The sequence below is a fragment of the Kosakonia sp. MUSA4 genome (assembly GCF_013085925.1).
In the GTDB taxonomy this organism is placed as follows: Bacteria; Pseudomonadota; Gammaproteobacteria; order Enterobacterales; family Enterobacteriaceae; genus Kosakonia; species Kosakonia sacchari_B.
Genome location: NZ_CP025697.1, coordinates 309,082 through 327,495, shown reverse-complemented (window position 1 = coordinate 327,495; position 18,414 = coordinate 309,082). Strand labels below are relative to the sequence as shown.

Sequence of the window (18,414 nt, the reverse complement as noted above, 5' to 3'; positions counted from 1 at the left end):
ATCATAGCTCCGCTGAATTAAACCAAACGTATACGCAACGATATTTAGCCGCACAAAGTGCATAAACCAGACTTTGCTCATTGCTGAGCGGTTGGAACCTGAACGAAACTCCTCTATTCTGCAATCCGCCTTAATAAGGAACAGGACAGGACGCATGCAAAACCGGCTGACAATCAAAGACATTGCGCGCTTAAGCGGAGTGGGGAAATCCACCGTTTCCCGCGTGCTGAATAATGAAAGCGGCGTGAGCCAGCGGACGCGCGAAAAAGTGGAGGCCATCGTCAATCAACACGGCTTCTCCCCTTCCCGTTCCGCACGCGCCATGCGCGGGCAAAGCGACAAAGTGGTGGCGATTATCGTCTCGCGTCTCGATTCCCTGTCGGAAAACCTGGCGGTGCAGACCATGCTCCCCGCCTTCTACGAACAGGGTTACGACCCGATCATGATGGAGAGCCAGTTTTCGCCGGAACTGGTCGGCGAGCATTTGCAGATGCTGAGCCACCGCAATATCGACGGCGTCGTGCTGTTTGGTTTTACCGGCATTACCGAAGAGTTGCTGGCCTCCTGGCAGTCATCGTTAGTGCTGCTGGCGCGCGACGCGAACGGTTTTTCTTCGGTGTGTTACGACGACGAAGGCGCCATTCAACTATTGATGGAAAAACTCTACGCTCAGGGTCATCGCCATATCAGCTTTATCGGCGTGCCGCACAGCGATGTCACGACCGGTAAACGCCGCCACGATGCTTATCTGGCATGCTGCCAGCAATACCAGATTGAACCGCTCTCCGTGCTGCCGGGCCTTGCCATGAAGCAGGGTTACGACCATGTTGCTGAAGTGCTGACGCCGCAAACCACCGCGCTACTGTGCGCTACCGATACGCTGGCGCTGGGTGCCAGCAAATACTTGCAGCAACAGCGCATCGAAAACCTGCAACTTGCAAGCGTAGGTAATACGCCGTTGATGAAGTTCCTGCATCCGGAAATTGTTACCGTCGATCCCGGCTATGCCCAAGCAGGCCGCCAGGCCGCTGCCCAGTTAATAGAACAAGTTAATGGTCGCGCTGATTTACGGCAAATTGTGATCCCCGCCAAACTCGCCTGATTTTGCCGTACGGTTTATTGTGATCCTTGCCCGGTTTCGGGAACGTTCCCATTTTCTATTTTTTTGCTCCTGGTTACGCTTTGCTCCGGTCATTACGCATCATTTCTCCTTCGAGAGGCACCTTGATGGGCAAAGTAAATCAATCAGATATTGAGAAGTTGATCGCACTGGTGGGCGGACGCGAAAACATCGCGACTGTCAGCCACTGTATTACGCGGTTACGCTTCGTGTTGAACAATCCGGCAGCGGCCAACCCGCAAGAGATTGAGCAGTTGCCGATGGTTAAAGGCTGTTTCACCAATGCCGGACAGTTTCAGGTGGTGATCGGCACCAACGTCGGCGACTACTATCAGGCGCTGCGCGAAGCCACCGGCCTGGCGCATGCTGATAAAGAGCAGGCCAAGCTGGCGGCGCGGCAAAATATGAAATGGCACGAGCGCCTGATCTCTCATTTTGCCGAGATCTTTTTCCCGCTGCTCCCGGCGCTGATCAGCGGAGGCCTGGTTCTCGGTTTTCGTAACGTGATCGGCGATGTGCCGATGAGCAATGGCCAGACGCTGGCGCAGATGTTCCCGTCGCTGAAAACGGTCTACGACTTCCTGTGGCTGATTGGCGAGGCGATCTTCTTCTATCTGCCGGTTGGCATCTGCTGGTCAGCGGTGCGCAAAATGGGCGGAACGCCGATCCTTGGGATCGTACTGGGCATCACGCTGGTGTCGCCGCAGTTGATGAATGCTTATCTGCTGGGTTCGCAAACGCCGGAAGCATGGAATTTCGGCCTGTTTACCATCGCCAAAGTGGGTTATCAGGCGCAGGTTATCCCGGCGCTGCTGGCGGGTCTGATGCTGGGCGTGATTGAAACGCGCTTAAAACGCCTGGTGCCAGATTACCTCTATCTGGTGGTCGTACCGGTCTGCTCGTTAATCCTGGCGGTGTTCCTCGCCCACGCCTTTATCGGCCCGTTCGGCCGCATGATTGGCGATGGCGTGGCGTATACGGTTCGTCACCTGATGACCGGCAGCTTTGCCCCGATTGGCGCGGCGCTGTTTGGTTTTCTCTATGCGCCGTTGGTCATCACTGGCGTACATCAAACCACGCTGGCGATCGATATGCAGATGATCCAGAGCATGGGCGGCACGCCGGTATGGCCGCTGATTGCGCTCTCCAATATCTCCCAGGGGTCGGCAGTGGTCGGCATCATCATCGCCAGCCGTAAACAAAATGAACGCGAGGTCTCCGTGCCTGCCGCCATTTCCGCCTTTTTAGGCGTAACCGAACCCGCAATGTACGGCATTAACCTGAAATACCGCTTCCCGATGCTGTGCGCCATGGTTGGCTCCGGCTTCGCCGGGCTGCTGTGCGGTCTGAACGGCGTAATGGCGAACGGTATCGGCGTCGGCGGTTTGCCGGGCATTCTCTCTATTCAACCCACCTACTGGCAGGTCTATACGCTTGCGATGGCCATCGCCGTGGTGATCCCTATTGCCCTCACTTCCTTTGTTTATCAGCGCAAGTTCCGTCAAGGCACTTTGCAGATTGTGTAATGTTTGGGGCGCGTTTGCGCCCCCTTTGTTTTCGCAGGAATCGTTATGAATACCCTTCCCCACTGGTGGCAAAACGGCGTCATTTATCAGATTTACCCAAAAAGTTTTCAGGATTCGACCGGCAGCGGTACCGGGGATTTACGCGGCGTTATCGCCCGCCTCGACTATTTGCAAACCCTGGGTGTGGATGCCATCTGGCTGACACCGTTCTACATTTCCCCACAGATCGATAACGGTTACGACGTAGCGAATTACACCGCTATTGACCCCGCTTACGGTACGCTGGAAGACTTTGACGAACTGGTGGCACAGGCGCACCAACGCGGAATACGCCTGATTCTGGATATGGTGTTCAATCACACCTCAACGCAGCATGCCTGGTTTCAGGAAGCGCAGGATCCCGCCAGCCCTTACCGCAGTTTCTATATCTGGCGCGACGGCGAACCGGACGTGGCGCCAAACAACTGGCGTTCCAAATTCGGCGGCAGCGCGTGGCGCTGGCACAGCCAGAGCGGCCAGTACTATTTGCACCTTTTTGCGCCGGAGCAGGCCGATCTCAACTGGGAAAATCCGGCGGTCCGCGACGCATTAAAAGAGGTCTGCGCTTTCTGGGCGGATCGTGGCGTTGACGGTTTACGTCTCGATGTCATCAACTTAATCTCCAAAGAGCAGGATTTCCCGGACGATCACGACGGCGACGGGCGACGCTTTTATACCGATGGCCCGCGAGCGCATGAATTTCTGCAGGAGATGAGCCGCGAGGTTTTCCAGCCGCGCGAACTGATGACGGTGGGCGAAATGTCCTCTACCTCGCTGGCGAACTGTAAGCGCTATGGCGCGCTGGACGGCAGTGAACTGTCGATGACCTTTAATTTTCACCACCTGAAGGTGGACTACCCCAACGGCGAAAAATGGGTTCGCGCGCGGCCGGATTATGCGGCGCTGAAAGCGCTGTTCCGCCACTGGCAGCAGGGGATGCATAACGTCGCATGGAATGCGCTGTTCTGGTGTAACCACGATCAGCCGCGCATTGCATCTCGCTTTGGCGATGAAGGCATGCTGCGCGTTCCGGCCGCCAAAATGCTGGCGATGATGTTGCACGGCATGCAGGGCACGCCCTATATCTATCAGGGCGAAGAGATTGGCATGACCAACCCGCACTTTTCCCGCATTACCGATTACCGCGATGTCGAAAGCCACAATATGTTTGCCGAGCAGCGCGCCGCCGGACGCGAGGCGGAAGAACTGCTGGCGATTCTGGCCAGCAAATCCCGCGACAACAGCCGTACGCCGATGCAGTGGAGCGCCCGCAAAAATGCCGGCTTCACCACTGGCGAGCCGTGGATTGGCCTGTGCGACAACTACCGTGAAATCAACGTTGAGAAGGCCATCAGCGATCCGGATTCGGTATTTTATACCTACCAGAAGCTCATCCGTCTGCGTAAAACACTGCCGCTGCTCACCTGGGGAGATTACCAGGATCTGCTGCCCACACATCAGTATCTGTGGTGTTACCGCCGCCAGTGGCAGGGCGAAACGCTGCTGGTTATTGCGAATCTGAGCAACACATTTCAGCCGTGGCATCCGGAAGAGATGCCCGGCGACTGGCAGGTTGTGATCAGCAATTATGCCGAAATCTCCGCAAAACCTGGCGACATGGTGCTTCGTCCGTTCGAAGCCGTGTGGTGGCGACAGTCTTAGACTTATCCGACTAAACGCAAACACAACAGCAGGCATAAGCCTGCTGTTTTTGTTGAATTTTTAGTCAAAATGAGAACGCTAAAATTTACATTCCGCCAGGGTGCCCGTCCTCTGTGCTATCAAATTTTTACTTTGTCCTGAGTCAATAAAAACGCAAACATGTTTGATGCAAATCACTATATATAGAATTTAGAATGCTCTCCGGCCCAATATCTTGTATTTTCCGTCTACTATTCAAACAAGCCGTCCCCACGGGAACCTATACACGCTGTGGATAACACGGGCCAAAACAAGACAAACTCATTGGTTTTAGTAATGAATAGCTAAGCCATTAGTGCGTCTTCCATTGTGGATAACCTGTTTTTTAAAATGGAGTAATCATGACACCGCATGTGATGAAACGAGATGGCTGTAAAGTGCCTTTCAAATCAGAGCGCATTCAAGAAGCGATTTTGCGTGCAGCTAAAGCAGCGGGAGTCGATGACGCAGATTATTGCGCCACCGTCGCAGACGTAATCAGTCGTCAAATGCAGGATCGATCGCAGGTTGACATCAGCGAGATCCAGACGGCCGTTGAAAACCAGTTGATGTCCGGGCCGTACAAACAGCTGGCGCGCGCCTATATCGAATATCGCCACGATCGCGATATCGCGCGTGAAAAACGTGGCCGCCTGAACCAGGATATTCGCGGGCTTGTCGAGCAGACCAACTCGGCGCTGCTGAACGAGAACGCCAACAAAGACAGTAAAGTGATCCCGACGCAGCGCGATTTGCTGGCAGGGATTGTTGCTAAACACTATGCCCGTCAGCACTTGCTGCCGCGCGATGTCGTGCTGGCCCACGAACGTGGCGAAATCCACTATCACGATCTGGATTACTCGCCGTTCTTCCCGATGTTCAACTGCATGCTGATCGATCTGAAAGGCATGCTGACGCACGGCTTTAAAATGGGTAACGCGGAAATTGAACCGCCGAAATCGATCTCGACCGCGACCGCCGTCACCGCGCAGATCATCGCCCAGGTCGCCAGCCATATCTACGGCGGCACGACCATTAACCGTATTGATGAAGTACTGGCGCCGTTTGTCACCGCCAGCTTCAAAAAACATCGCAAGGTAGCAGAAGAGTGGCAGATTCCGGACGCCGACGGCTACGCCCACAGCCGCACCGAGAAAGAGTGTTACGACGCGTTCCAGTCGCTGGAATATGAAGTCAACACGCTGCACACCGCCAACGGTCAGACGCCCTTCGTCACCTTTGGTTTCGGCCTGGGTACCAGCTGGGAATCCCGTTTGATCCAGCAATCCATTCTGCGTAACCGTATTGCCGGTCTGGGGAAAAACCGCAAAACCGCCGTGTTCCCGAAACTGGTGTTCGCCATCCGTGACGGCCTGAATCATAAGTTTGACGATCCGAATTATGACATCAAACAGCTGGCGCTGGAGTGCGCAAGCAAGCGTATGTATCCGGATATTCTGAACTACGATCAAGTGGTTAAAGTCACCGGCTCGTTCAAAACACCAATGGGCTGCCGCAGCTTCCTCGGCGTCTATGAAGAGAACGGCGAGCAGATCCATGACGGGCGTAACAACCTGGGCGTGATCAGTCTGAACCTGCCGCGCATCGCGCTGGAAGCGAAAGGCAACGAAGCGGCGTTCTGGAAACTGCTCGACAGCCGCCTGGAACTGGCGCGTAAAGCGCTGATGACCCGTATCGCCCGTCTGGAAGGCGTGAAAGCGCGCGTGGCGCCGATCCTTTATATGGAAGGCGCATGCGGCGTACGTCTGAAAGCGGACGACGATATTTCCTCTATTTTCAAAAATGGCCGCGCATCGATTTCGCTGGGCTATATCGGCATTCACGAAACCATTAACGCGCTCTCCGGCAACAAGCATATTTACGACAGCGAAGCGTTGCGGGCAAAAGGCGTGGCGATTGTCGAGCGCTTGCGCCAGGCGGTCGATCAGTGGAAAGAAGAGACCGGTTACGGCTTCAGCCTTTACAGTACGCCGAGCGAAAACCTGTGCGATCGCTTCTGCCGCCTGGATACCGCTGAGTTTGGCGTCGTGGATGGGGTGACCGACAAAGGCTACTACACCAATAGCTTCCACCTCGACGTTGAGAAAAAGGTTAACCCGTACGACAAGATCGATTTCGAAGCGCCGTATCCGCCTTTGGCCAGCGGCGGTTTTATCTGCTATGGCGAGTATCCGAACATTCAGCACAACCTGCGGGCGCTGGAAGATGTCTGGGATTACAGCTATCAGCACGTACCGTATTACGGCACCAATACGCCGATTGATGAGTGTTACGAGTGCGGTTTTACCGGCGAGTTCGAGTGCACCAGTAAAGGTTTCACCTGCCCGAAATGCGGCAACCACGACGCCGCGCGCGTTTCGGTCACGCGCCGCGTTTGCGGTTATCTCGGCAGCCCGGATGCCCGTCCGTTTAACGCCGGTAAACAGGAAGAAGTTAAACGCCGCGTGAAACACCTCGGTAACGGGCAACTCGGTTAACAGCTCCGTTGCCCGGTGAATGGCGTTTACCCGCGCCGGGCACACGATCAGTGACGCCACCGTAGCTGATTGCCCGATGGCGCTACGCTTATCGGGCCTACGTTTTCTGCCGCTACAACTTTTTGTCTGATGCGTTTCCTCTAACCAGTTGATGTTGTAGCAAGGCGGCAAACGAGTAAATCCCGGGGAGCTTACTCCAGTAAGTGACCCGGGTGCGCTCAAGCAGCCAACGCAGCTACAGCGCCAAATGCGACGAGGAAAAATGAATTACCACCAATACTACCCTGTAGACATTGTTAATGGCCCCGGCACCCGCTGCACCCTGTTCGTCTCCGGTTGCGTACACGAATGCCCCGGCTGCTACAACAAAAGCACCTGGCGGCTCAATTCCGGCGTTCCTTTCACGCGGGAGATGGAAGATCGCATCATCGCCGATCTCAACGATACGCGCGTTAAACGCCAGGGCATTTCGCTCTCCGGCGGCGATCCGCTACACCCGCAGAACGTGCCGGACATTTTAAAGCTGGTGACCCGCATCCGCGCCGAATGCCCCGGCAAAGATATCTGGGTGTGGACCGGTTACAAAATGGATGAACTGAATGCCGCTCAGCTTGAGGTCGTAGCCCTGATCAACGTGCTGGTTGACGGTAAATTCGTTCAGGATCTGAAAGACCCGATGCTGATCTGGCGCGGCAGCAGCAACCAGGTCGTGCATCACTTGCGGTGAATACCGCTACAACCGCTTACGGGCTTGCCGGTAAGCGGCTCGCAAAAACTCAGTGCGAAGAGATAAAGTCAGAAGCCGGATGCGGCGGCGGGACGGCGAAACTCTGCTGCATTCTCTGCACTTCTTGCGCAGGCGGCAGGCCAAACAACCGTTTGAACTCGCGATTAAATTGCGACGGGCTTTCATAACCCACCGCATAGCTGGCTGCGGCAGCCGTCATCTCCTGGCGAACCATCAGCATTCGCGCCTGGTGCAGCCGTACTGATTTGACATACTGCATCGGCGGCATCTGCGTCATCGTTTTGAAATGACTATGGAATGTGGGCACGCTCATTCCCGCCTCATCTGCCAGTTGCCTCAAACTCAGCGGTTGGTGATACGCAGCATGAATATGCCGCAGCACCTTGCAGATTCTGCCGAATTGCCCCTGCAGCGCCAGCGCGGAACGCATGGCATGTCCCTGCGCCCCGGTTAATACGCGGAAATAGAGCTCACGCACCAGTGCTGGCCCAAGGACCGCCGCCTCCAGCGGGGAGCTTAGCGCTTCCAGCAACCGCAATACCGATTTCCGCATCCCGCCGTCCATCGGGCTGGACATCATACTTTGCGGCACTGCCGCTGCATGCGTGGCTCCCTGCTGCTCAATGTGCAGCAGCAACTCCGCCGCGACCTGAAAATCGAGATGCATATAGATAGCCAGCAACGGACGTTCGGCAGACGCCTCGGTTTCCATCACAAAAGGCACCGGAACCGAAACGGCCAGATAATGCTGTTCGTCATAAAGGTAGAGCTGCTCGCCGAAATAGCCGCGTTTACTGCCCTGGCAGACAATGACAATGCCGGGATCGTAGAGCACCGGCGTTCTGGCGAGCGGGCGATTGGATCGCAGAATACGGATATCCGCGAGCGCCGTCAGATTGTAGCCCTCCTGCGGAGCCAGTTCTTTCAGCAGCGCCACCATTTGCGGCTGATCGGGGAAAGGCATCATCACATCGTTACTCATAATTTTAGGCAATAAAAAGAGAATATATGGCCTAAAAAACGCCCAGTACAGACAATATTATGCAGCTTCCATTTTTCATGGGAGTACGACAATGTCCGCAGAAAAAATTGTTTTTATTACCGGCGTCAGCAGCGGTTTTGGCCGTGCGCTGGCGCAGGAAGCGCTGGCCGCTGGCTATCGCGTGATCGGTACGGTGCGCAATACGGAGGCAAAACAAGCGTTTGAGGCGCTGTCCTCTGGCCGCGCTTACGGGCGCATCCTGGATATCACGGATTTCTCAGCGATCGACAGTGTCATTGCCGAAGCGCAAACCAGCGTGGGGCCAATTGATGCGCTAGTGAATAACGCCGGTTACGGTCATGAAGGGGTAATGGAGGAGTCATCGCTGGACGCCTTGCGCCACCAGTTTGAGGTTAACGTGTTCGGTGCCGTCGCCATGATGAAAGCCGTGCTTCCGGGCATGCGCCAGCGGCGGCGCGGGCACATTATCAACATCACCTCGATGGGAGGTTTTATTACCATGCCAGGCATTACTTACTACTGCGGTAGCAAGTTTGCGCTGGAGGGAATTTCCGACGCGCTGGGCAAAGAGGTGCAGCCGTTTGGCATTTTTGTTACCGCCGTCGCGCCCGGTTCGTTTCGTACTGAATGGGCGGGCCGTTCGATGATCCGCACACCCCGCTCCATTGCCGATTACGATGCGCTTTTCGACCCGATCCGCAAAGCGCGTGAGGAGAAAAGCGGCAAGCAACCGGGTGATACGGCAAAAGCCGCCCGCGCGATCCTGAGCATTATGCAAAGCGCCACGCCGCCCGCCCATCTGCTGTTAGGTAGCGATGCGCTCACGCTGGTGCGGGAGAAACTGGCGACGCTGACAACAGAAATCAACGCCTGGGAGAGCGTGACGCGTTCCACCGACGGGTAACCCCTACACAACCGGGTAGCCACTACCCGGTTGTGTCAAAACCGGCTGACGCACTCCATCGCCACGCTGCGGAAGGCAGCGAAACTGGCGCAATCGCAAAGCCTTGAAGCTGCGCGCTCGCGCAGGAAGGTGACAAAAATATCGTAGATCGCCATCGCCTCTTCATACTCGCTTTTACTGATCGCCAGCAGGAAGATGACATGCGCGATCTCCTCGCCCCACTGAATGCCTTTTGGTGCGAGCACGGTGTAGACAACGGTTTTTTTCGCCAGCAGCCCCAGCGCATGCGGTAACGCGATGCCTTCGCCGAGCATGGTACTGACAATCGCTTCACGCTCCACCACAGAATCCACAAACTCTGCGCCGACAAAACCTTCATCCTGCAGCTGATCGCAAAGGGTTTTAAACAGCGTCTGCTGGTCCATCGTGCCGTCGATAATGCGGAAATGCGCGGCATCAAAATACTTTTCCAGCATCCACGGACGCGTTCTGTCCACCAGCACCAGCTTGCCGATCTGCTCCAGTTGGTAATCAGTGGGGAAAGGCGCAATGGTGACAATCGGTTTGTCTTTCTCGCTGATCCGCGCAGTGGAAATGACAAAATCTTCCGCAATACCGTCGCATTGCTCGTAGTCGCGCAGCGTCACGGTGCGCGAGACGACAATTTGCGGATATTTGCGCGCCAGCACCGCTTCAATCATCCGCACCATCGCATTCCCGGTATCGCACACCAGCAGCACGCGCGGCTGGCGCTGGTAGCCAATGTTGTAGTGGCGCTCAAGCCCTACGCCAATATGCAGCACCAGGAAGCCAATTTCGTTTTCACTGATGACATACGGCGTGTATTTGCCCCAACTGGATACCGCCGCCAGCGTCATATCCCAGGCCATCGGATAGTGCTGTTTGATGTTATCCAGCAACGGGTTAGGGATCATGATCTGGTAACGCACGCGGGTGATCATGGTTTTAATATGCGTCAGTAAATCCGCATGCAGTTGATCGTCATTTTGCAGGTTGTAGTTATAGTGCGTGTTGATATAGCCGAGAATGTAGTTCACCAGCGTTTCGTCGTCGTCAGCGCTAATGGCGCTCGGCGCAATCTCCTGCACGCGCCGCCCGGCAATATGTACCCGCAGCCAGTGTTCTTCCGAGGCAGCCAGCGGTTTTCCCGCCAGTTGCTGTAGCGCGGCAGAAATGGCGCGCGCCGCATCGCGCACGTTCTCATCGCCATCTTCGGCGGTAAATTCCGATAGCGGATACCCTTCACTGATACGCCGCACCGCCACCGCACAATAGAGGCGGATAAACAGATCGCCCTCATCAGTCAGGCGAATGTGATAGCGGCTAAAGCAATCATGCAGAATGGCGGCCAGCGCTTCCGGCACGCCAGGGTTGAGCGCCTCTTCGGTGATCAGCGGGTTGTGCGCGTTCTGCTGCGCCAGTTCAAACAGCAGATCCGTCAGACAGGCGCGCAGTGCCATCTCGCTGCCAAACAACTTCATGCCGTGGCGCGGACGGGTTTCCAGCGTCAGGCGATAGCGGGAAAACCATTCACGCACTTCGGTCATGTCGTTTTGCAGCGTGGCGCGGCTGACAAACCACTCATCCGCCAGATCTTCCAGCTTCAGGGAAAAGGCAGAGGTCAGAAACCGCACCACCAGGTAGTGCACGCGCTCCGGCCCGCTGCGGGGAATGCGCAACGCGCGCGGGCGGGCAGCCTGTAGTGTCTGGTAACGCGTTGCGTCATCGATCTTCAGTTGATAACCGCTGCCGCGCGTCAAAATAAACTGTGCGCCGTGGTGCTCCAGCAGCGCATTTAAGGCGGTGATATCGGCCCGAACGGTACGCGTGGAGACCGACAGCCTTTGCGCCAGTTCATCCTGCGGCAGTGTCTCGTTTTGCAACATCATAAACAGCTGCGCTAAACGTTGGTTCGGGAATCGCACATCAGTCTCCTGGCTTAGTGAGAGGAAATGACCATCTGAGATGGGCTGCCCACCGGTGTGTAATCCGGCACAAAACTTAGCTTACCGTCCTTCGCAACGCGAAAACGGGTGATATTGTCGCTGCGTTGATTCATGACGTACAGCCAGCGCCCCTGTTTATCCAGCGTCAGCGAGCGCGGATAGTCGCCGCGCGTCCAGACATCATCCTGATGCGCCAGCGTGCCATCCGGCTGTACGCTAAAGTGCGCCACGCTGTTATGCAGACGATTCGCCACATACAGTTGTTTACCATCCCGGCTGAGTACCAGACCGGCGGCAAAGCTGGTGCCTTTGTACGTTGCTGGCAGCGCCGAGGTGGTTTTGCCCTCTTTCAGCGTTCCGCTGGCGCTGTCCAGCGTGTAATACGTCAACGTTGAAGCCTCTTCATTGATCAACCACAGCCCATCACCTTTTGGCGTAAAGACAAAGTGACGCGGCCCGGCGCCTTTTGAAGACGCGTTGATAAAAGGAGGCTCATTAGGCGTTAACTTGCCACTCTGCGCCTCCAGGCGGTACTGATAAATGCGATCCAGGCCCAGATCGGTCGAGAAGACAAATTTCCCCTGCGGATCGGCGGCAATCATATGCGCATGCGGGCCGTTATGATCGCTGATGGCAAAGCTGCCCTCCACGGCGGCTGCAGGTTTGGCGGCTCCCGGTTCGCCCTGATCCTGATGGCTGTCCACCGCCTCGCCGAGGCTACCGTCGGCTTTTACCGGCAGTACGGCAATCGTACCACTGACATAATTCGCCACCAGCAGATAGCGCCCATTCGGCGTCAGTGCCAGATAAACCGGCCCGGCACCGCCGGATGACACCTGGTTTAGCTCCTGCAATGCGCCGTTATCGCCAATACGCAGCGCCTGCACCACGCCCTTTTCCACTTCGCTGGCGACATACAACGTTTTGCCATCCTGCGAAACGGTAAGCTGCGCCGCATTCGGCAGCGTGCTGACCAGCGTTTTGTTACTCAGCGCGCCGGATTGCGGGTCAACGGTAAAGCGGTAAACGCCTTCGCCGTTGGGGTTGTAGGTTCCCACCCAGGCGTACTGCGTCTGAGCAATGGCGCTGGTCGCCAGCAGGGAGAGTGAAGCAGCAAGCAGATGACGGGCAGTGTGCATGGTGGCTCCTTTATCGTGTGTGTTTCCCTCCCACAGGTTGCGGGAGGGCAGAATGTTTACTTCACTAACGCTTTGGTCATTGCCAGTAACTGGCGTACATCCGCCGGACGGGTATCACCGCTCGCTTTATCGATAATCGAGCTGTAGATATGCGGGATAATTTTGCTGACGCCCGCCTCCAGCGCGATGCGCAGGATTTCACTGTAGTTCTCCAGATCGATACCGCCAGTCGGCTCCAGCCAGAAGTCATGGCGCGCGCAGGCATCGGCAACCGCCTGAAACTCATCACGGCACTTCAGCCCGCCCATCGGGAAATATTTAATCGAGCTACCGCCCATGTCCTTCAGCAGTGCAATGGCGGTTTCCACCGGCACAATACCGTCGGCTGCCTGGCTGCTGAGCGGCCCGGTGGAGATTTTCACCAACCCGGGCGTGCCGGTCGGCGAGACCAGGCCGTTAACCACTGTTTCATTCTGCCCAAGCAGCGCGCGGCTGGTTGCCACGCCGGTAAACACCTGGTTGACGTGCTGCGGCTGTACGTCGCGGGAGATGGCGCTGACCATCACCGACTGGTTCGGATCGCCTGCGCCCAGGCCGACAGAGAGCGCGTTATCGATACGCGCCGCGTAGTCGCGCATATCCGCTACCGCCGTCGCCACGTCCGGGTAATTTTTGGACAGCACGCCGACCAGCACATGGCCTTCAGCCGCTTCATAGATGGCACTGGCATTCTCTTTGCTGCCTGCCAGCACATTCAGGCAGACGCGATCGCGGTAAAAGTTCGGGGTCAGTTTCATGCGTGTTGCTCCTTCAATTCTTCGGCGATGCGGCGATAAACAATCGCCAGTTGCTCAGCGCTCACGCTGCGCACATCGGCTTCGATAATGCCTTCATTGGCTTTGTAACCGCGGAAATAGATGGCGTATTCACCCTGTTTCAGCGCGCTGACCAGTTCGCCGGTGGCGATGCCGGTTACCGCTTCATCAAACTTGATTTCGCTGCGGGCAATGTCGCGCCCTGCGCTGTCCCACACGACACGTGCGCTCACGCCTTGCAGCGTGTTGAGCTGATCGATAAACGGCGTCATTTTGGCAACCATCTCCGCGCCGCTCTCTTTGCGGGCGCTCAGATAGTGTTCGATGGCGCAAGTCAGGCCAAGAATGCCCTCTTTGCCCACTTTCATGGCGCGGCCAATGCCCGCCGTCTGGCGTTTCACCCACTCAACGTACTGGGTTTTGCCGATCACCAGCCCGCTGGTTGGCCCTTCGATGGCCTTCGCGCCGCTGTAAATCACCAAATCGGCCCCGGCGCGGTAGTAGCATTGCAAATCCTCTTCCGCTGCGGCATCGACAATCAGCGGCAGGTTGTGCTTACGCGCCACCACCACCGCCTGCTCCACGCTGAGCATGCTTTTTTGTACGCAGTGGTGCGATTTGATGTAGAGGATCGCGGCCGTGCGCGGCGAGATTGCCGCCGCCAGCTGATCGGCGGAGCATTCGTTGGCATAACCCGCTTCCACCACTTTCCCGCCGCCGAGCGCCACCATCGTGCCGACCGGGGCGCCGAAGTTTACGTTATGACCGCGCGGCAGCACGATTTCGTTGTTCTCCATCACCGTGCTGTGCAGATTCTCCAGCAGCCAGTCGCTGTCGCGCACCAGCACCGCCGCAACGGATTGCGCAATCCCCGCCGAGGCGCAGGAGACAACGGTCGCCGCTTCAACATCCAGCAGCTTCGCAATGTATTCGCCGGTTTTGTTCACCAGATCTTTCATTTCGAAGTAGTGATTCATGCCGCCAAGCACGGCTTCCACCACTTCCGGGCGCGGGGTGGAAACGCCCAGCGCGGTCATCCGGCCGGAGGCGTTAATCACCTGTTTTAAATTGTACTTTTCATAAATCGAAGGCATGTTCTGCACTCCCTTGTTCGGTCAGATAGCCTTTGCCCGCGCGAATGGCGGCCAGCGGCGTGAGTAACTGTTCGGCCTGCAGGCTGTCGTTTTCCGCATCGGTGAACAGTACCGACTGGCGACGCAGGTCAAAAATGGTCAGATCGGCGTCGAAACCGACGGCAAGACGCCCTTTATGCTTCAGGCGCAGGCCAGCGGCGGCGTGGTCGGTCACGCAGGCAATCACCTGCGGCAGCGACAGGCCAATGGCGAGGAATTTGGACATCACGTTTGCCAGCGATCGCACCGGGCCGTCGATCCGGTTGCGGCAGTAGATATCAGAACTGATGGTCTGCGGCAGAATGCCGAGGCTGATGGCCTGTTTAGCCACCGCAAAGCTGAAGCTGGCGCTGCCGTGCCCAACATCAAGACGCACACCGCGCGCAATGGCGCGCGCCACGGAAGCGCGTAACTCGCCGCCCGGAGCCAGAATGCGGTTCGGTTTGCCGTTATAGCAGTGGGTAATGATGTCACCGGAGGTCAGCAGCTCAGCGATTTCATCGAGGTTCGGCGGGTTGTTGCCGATGTGCACCATCAACGGCAAATCGCCGTTGGCTTTCTGGATCGCCTTCGCGCGTTCCAGCGGCGCGATGCCGTTTTCGCCGACCACGCTGCTGCTCATGCGCGCTTTCAGGCCGACGATAAAATCCGGGTGGCGTTTCACCGCGTCATGTACCGCGTTCGCGTCGATATTAGCCATATTGGCCAGCTCGTTCTGAGCAATCAGCCCAACGCGGGAGATGTTCAGCAGCGCATACACTTCGGTCGCCGCTTCGCGGGTAATGGCATAAAAATCATCGACATCATCAGCACCGGTACTGCCCGCATCAATCACCGTCGTCACGCCGGTGTTGATGCCGACGCTGTCGGGTTGATCGTGGTAAATCGGCGAGTTCGGGTAGCAGTGCACGTGGGAATCAATCCACCCGGCGCTGACATAGTGTTCGCCGTGCAGATCGAGCGTTTTAACCGCCGGGTCGTTTATCTCGCCCAGCGCGGCGATTTTCCCTGCCTTGATGGCGATATCCGTCAGCGTATCGTCAACCAGACGCGCCCGGCGCAGGAGTAAATCAAACATGCGAATCTCCAGTAATAACGGGCGCCGCAGCGCCCGTAGGGTTCAGAGGGCAACCGGGAAGATAGAGCCCAGCAGCATAGCGCCGAGGATCGCGCCGCCGGTAATCGGTTTCTGCCAGAGGTAGAACAGCAGCGCGCCGACCAGCGAACCAATACCAATCGGAATGGAAGCGGTCATCGCGCTGAGGATAATCAACGGCCCGAGGAAGCGACCGGACGCGTTACCCGCGCCCATCATCACATCTGCGCCGTAGGTGGAATCGCTCTGGTTGATGGTGAACTTACGCGCCAGGATGATCAGGTAACCAATGGCCAGTCCAAGCACCAGGCCGGTTGCCAGCGAGGCGACAAAGTTTTCCACCGGAAAGAGGATCCCCGCGCCCAGCAACAGCGCCGGAACACCGAGGCCGACACCGGTCTGGATTGCGCCGCCGATATCAAGAATACCGACCAGCGAACCTTCGATAATGCGGGCGAACAGGAAGCTGGCACCAAACGCGGCAACCGCGCCGTATACGCCAGTGTCCATGCCGGAACGCAGCATCGAAACAAACGCCACTTCGTTAAACGCGCCGATACCGTACAGGTAGTACATATGTGTCCCGGCGAATACGCCGGAAGAGAGCAGGCCAACAAAGATCGGGAACGACCAGTCGGCGTACCAAAACCCTTTATTCTGTTCCATTTCGCTTCCTTATTTGCCGCTGAGCGAGTTGTGGATGAGCTCCAGCCAGTTCGGCGCGCTCAGGTGGAAGGACTCGATCATTTTCACATCGAAGCCGCGGAAGAAGGCGCTCAGCACAAACAGTGCGACAATGGCCGTCATCATCACTTTGGTGACGCGGTTCCAGCCGCTCTCTTCCACACCTTTACCAATCAGAATGCCCAGTACCAGGCCAGGTACGGCGTTGCCCATAATCAGCTGCGCCGCGCCGCCAAAGACGGTGGCCCAGAAACCCGATTTTTTGCCTGCGTCGATGGCTGCCAGCCAGAAGATCACCGGCATTACGGTGTTCACCAGCAGGTTGGCCGCCGGAACCAGCACTTTAACGGCGGTGACCTGCAAAGCCGCCGGAACGGAAGAAGCCGTCAGGTTAAGGAAGGTGACAACCACCATGCCAATCAGGCCACAGGCGATCGCCATCTTTTTCGGATCGTGCAGGGTTTCGCCGACGTTACGGTTTTTCACCATCAACGCCGCCGCGCCCCAGTTCGGAATGATGCGGTGGTCAACGTCCTGGGTAAAAGAACCCGCCGCAACGGACGAGGCCCAGGCGTTAAAGAAGAAGCCTAAGCCGAATGAGAAATGCGATGCAGGATCGCCTTCGCAGGAATTCAGTTCGCCCAGTGTACGAAATGCGCCCATCCCTTGTGTGGTCGGCGCATGGAACATGCGTGCAGCCCCCGCGCCAACACCGACGCCAACCAGGCCGCCGATGATGAGCGATTTTATTAGTATGATTAAGAACATCAGTCTGCCCTCTTCTACCCAGCGGAGGTGATTCACCGGGTATGCGTTGAGTTATTTCGTGACGAAGTCCACTTTATCGAGATTGATGGCGGTCACGTTGACGGTGACGTCCAGCTCCACGCTGTACGTCCGTCTTTCCCGACGCAGAAAGAGGAATAAAAACGCCTCTTTCCGTATCGTTTCCTGCGCATGAACAACCTGCACATCCTGTGGCTCGATACGCAGTAAAATCTGCGGCGACGCTTTCATCACCGCGGCCTGAACCTGGTTCAGCGCATCCGCGAAGGCGCGCGCTTTCGCCTCGCCTTTTCCCTTAACCCTGACCGTGGTGGTGAACTGTTCTTTCATGGTTATGCGCCGTATTTTTTCTGCCACGCCTGCACCAGGCGCTCGCCCAACTCTTCTTTGTCCATAAAGCCGAAGCCGAGAACATTGCAGCCTTCATTGATGGCGGTAACGCCCTCTTCCACGGAGCGCATGCCGTATTTGGCTTTATAGCCGTGTTTGTTCTGCGCAGTGATGGCACCCGCGCCGCCGCTGCCGCAAAACGAAATACCGAAGGTGGCGTTTTCCGCTTTCATCACATCACCCAGTTTCATATCTGCCGCTACTCCCGGTACTACCACGGCGCGGCCGCCCGCTTTTTCAACGCCGGCTGCGACTTTCTGACCTTTGCCAAGACGATCGCCAATCACTACGGTAATTTGTTCCATTTTTTGCTCCTTAGAGGTTTTCTTTTGCCACTTCGAAGTGCACCGACAGCAGCCAGGCTTCTTCTTCCGGAAGATTGCCAAACGCTGCCACCACTTCACGGGCCAGGTTCATTGATTCAGGCGAGATTTCATCAAACAGGCTGGCATCCACTTCCGGCAGCGGTTCGCCGGTCACCGACCGGTGCGCCATCGCGCGAACATGGGAGGTCAGCATCTGCTGCTGTACCGCATTCGGCGTGATACCGTGATTGCTCAGCAGCGCATAGACCTGCGTCAGCATGCGCCCGGCCAGGGTTGCCGTTTGCTCCACCCGCTCTTGGGCATCGTTCATTACCGCTCCGTTATTCACTCGTCGTACCCCATTCATCTCGTTGAGATAAAACTAACGTTGCGGGTTACGAGTTTGTAGCCAGGAGTTTTCCACTTCAAAGTGGAAAGGGAAAAGGCGTTAGTGATCTGCGCCACATAAATCGTCCGGGAAGAGATATATCACTGCGCAGGCGTCACAGATTGACGCAAAAGAAGCGGAAAAACGCCCTTGCGGAAGCAGAAACAAACGCGGAAGCCGAAGGGAAAAGCGT

17 protein-coding genes are annotated in these 18,414 nt (G+C 56.7%); 6 read left to right on the top strand and 11 right to left on the bottom strand.

The window, feature by feature from the left end; genetic code table 11:
• Positions 1 to 154: 154 nt before the first annotated feature.
• From treR to nrdG, 5 genes are all read left to right on the top strand, one after another.
• Entirely contained in the window at positions 155 to 1,102 is a 948-nt protein-coding gene (treR, locus tag C0557_RS01495) for a trehalose operon repressor TreR (protein WP_074774335.1), read from the top strand.
• Positions 1,103 to 1,227: 125 nt separating this feature from the next.
• Positions 1,228 to 2,646 carry a PTS trehalose transporter subunit IIBC gene (gene treB, locus C0557_RS01490; protein WP_074774332.1) on the top strand — a complete coding sequence of 473 codons (1,419 nt, stop codon included), beginning with the start codon at positions 1,228 to 1,230 and terminating at the stop codon, positions 2,644 to 2,646.
• Positions 2,647 to 2,691: 45 nt separating this feature from the next.
• Entirely contained in the window at positions 2,692 to 4,347 is a 1,656-nt protein-coding gene (treC, locus tag C0557_RS01485) for an alpha,alpha-phosphotrehalase (protein ID WP_208657248.1), read from the top strand.
• 380 nt (positions 4,348 to 4,727) lie between these two features.
• Positions 4,728 to 6,863 carry an anaerobic ribonucleoside-triphosphate reductase gene (gene nrdD / locus C0557_RS01480; protein ID WP_007372822.1) on the top strand — a complete coding sequence of 712 codons (2,136 nt, stop codon included), beginning with the start codon at positions 4,728 to 4,730 and terminating at the stop codon, positions 6,861 to 6,863.
• A gap of 262 nt (positions 6,864 to 7,125) precedes the next feature.
• Positions 7,126 to 7,590, top strand: coding sequence for an anaerobic ribonucleoside-triphosphate reductase-activating protein (gene nrdG, locus C0557_RS01475; RefSeq protein ID WP_043955374.1), 465 nt, complete (start codon positions 7,126 to 7,128; stop codon positions 7,588 to 7,590).
• A gap of 49 nt (positions 7,591 to 7,639) precedes the next feature.
• Here nrdG and C0557_RS01470 read toward each other — a convergent pair whose 3' ends face one another.
• Entirely contained in the window at positions 7,640 to 8,593 is a 954-nt protein-coding gene (locus tag C0557_RS01470) for an AraC family transcriptional regulator (RefSeq protein ID WP_253073769.1), read from the bottom strand.
• A 91-nt stretch (positions 8,594 to 8,684) separates the two neighbouring features.
• Here C0557_RS01470 and C0557_RS01465 point away from each other — a divergent pair, with 91 nt between their 5' ends.
• Positions 8,685 to 9,518, top strand: coding sequence for an oxidoreductase (locus C0557_RS01465; protein WP_208657247.1), 834 nt, complete (start codon positions 8,685 to 8,687; stop codon positions 9,516 to 9,518).
• Positions 9,519 to 9,553: 35 nt separating this feature from the next.
• On the opposite strand, the gene C0557_RS01460 is transcribed toward C0557_RS01465, so the two are convergent.
• The 10 genes from C0557_RS01460 to C0557_RS01415 are packed head-to-tail and all read right to left on the bottom strand — an operon-like array spanning position 9,554 to position 18,182.
• A complete protein-coding gene (locus C0557_RS01460; protein WP_208657246.1) occupies positions 9,554 to 11,464 on the bottom strand; it encodes a transcription antiterminator in 1,911 nt (636 codons plus the stop codon).
• Positions 11,465 to 11,478: 14 nt separating this feature from the next.
• Positions 11,479 to 12,624: a lactonase family protein gene (locus tag C0557_RS01455; protein ID WP_208657245.1), complete on the bottom strand. Its 1,146-nt coding sequence runs from the start codon at positions 12,622 to 12,624 to the stop codon at positions 11,479 to 11,481.
• A 56-nt stretch (positions 12,625 to 12,680) separates the two neighbouring features.
• Positions 12,681 to 13,421 carry a KDGP aldolase family protein gene (locus tag C0557_RS01450; RefSeq protein ID WP_208657244.1) on the bottom strand — a complete coding sequence of 247 codons (741 nt, stop codon included), beginning with the start codon at positions 13,419 to 13,421 and terminating at the stop codon, positions 12,681 to 12,683.
• A complete protein-coding gene (locus tag C0557_RS01445) occupies positions 13,418 to 14,533 on the bottom strand; it encodes a DgaE family pyridoxal phosphate-dependent ammonia lyase (RefSeq protein ID WP_107147175.1) in 1,116 nt (371 codons plus the stop codon). The genes C0557_RS01450 and C0557_RS01445 overlap by 4 nt, the downstream gene beginning before the upstream one ends.
• The gene (locus tag C0557_RS01440) at positions 14,517 to 15,650 is read right to left on the bottom strand and encodes an amidohydrolase/deacetylase family metallohydrolase (protein WP_074774305.1); all 1,134 of its coding nucleotides are present in this window, start codon (positions 15,648 to 15,650) and stop codon (positions 14,517 to 14,519) included. The genes C0557_RS01445 and C0557_RS01440 overlap by 17 nt, the downstream gene beginning before the upstream one ends.
• Before the next feature lie 42 nt (positions 15,651 to 15,692).
• Positions 15,693 to 16,334: a DUF4310 family protein gene (locus C0557_RS01435; RefSeq protein WP_007372812.1), complete on the bottom strand. Its 642-nt coding sequence runs from the start codon at positions 16,332 to 16,334 to the stop codon at positions 15,693 to 15,695.
• Between the two features lie 9 nt (positions 16,335 to 16,343).
• Positions 16,344 to 17,120, bottom strand: a complete 777-nt coding sequence (locus tag C0557_RS01430) for a DUF4311 domain-containing protein (protein WP_208657243.1) — start codon at positions 17,118 to 17,120, stop codon at positions 16,344 to 16,346.
• 51 nt (positions 17,121 to 17,171) lie between these two features.
• Positions 17,172 to 17,468 carry a DUF4312 family protein gene (locus tag C0557_RS01425; RefSeq protein ID WP_035887026.1) on the bottom strand — a complete coding sequence of 99 codons (297 nt, stop codon included), beginning with the start codon at positions 17,466 to 17,468 and terminating at the stop codon, positions 17,172 to 17,174.
• A gap of 2 nt (positions 17,469 to 17,470) precedes the next feature.
• Entirely contained in the window at positions 17,471 to 17,833 is a 363-nt protein-coding gene (locus tag C0557_RS01420; RefSeq protein ID WP_020456288.1) for an SFCGS family glycine-rich protein, read from the bottom strand.
• Between the two features lie 10 nt (positions 17,834 to 17,843).
• Entirely contained in the window at positions 17,844 to 18,182 is a 339-nt protein-coding gene (locus C0557_RS01415) for a glycine dehydrogenase (protein WP_071892783.1), read from the bottom strand.
• Positions 18,183 to 18,414: the final 232 nt, after the last annotated feature.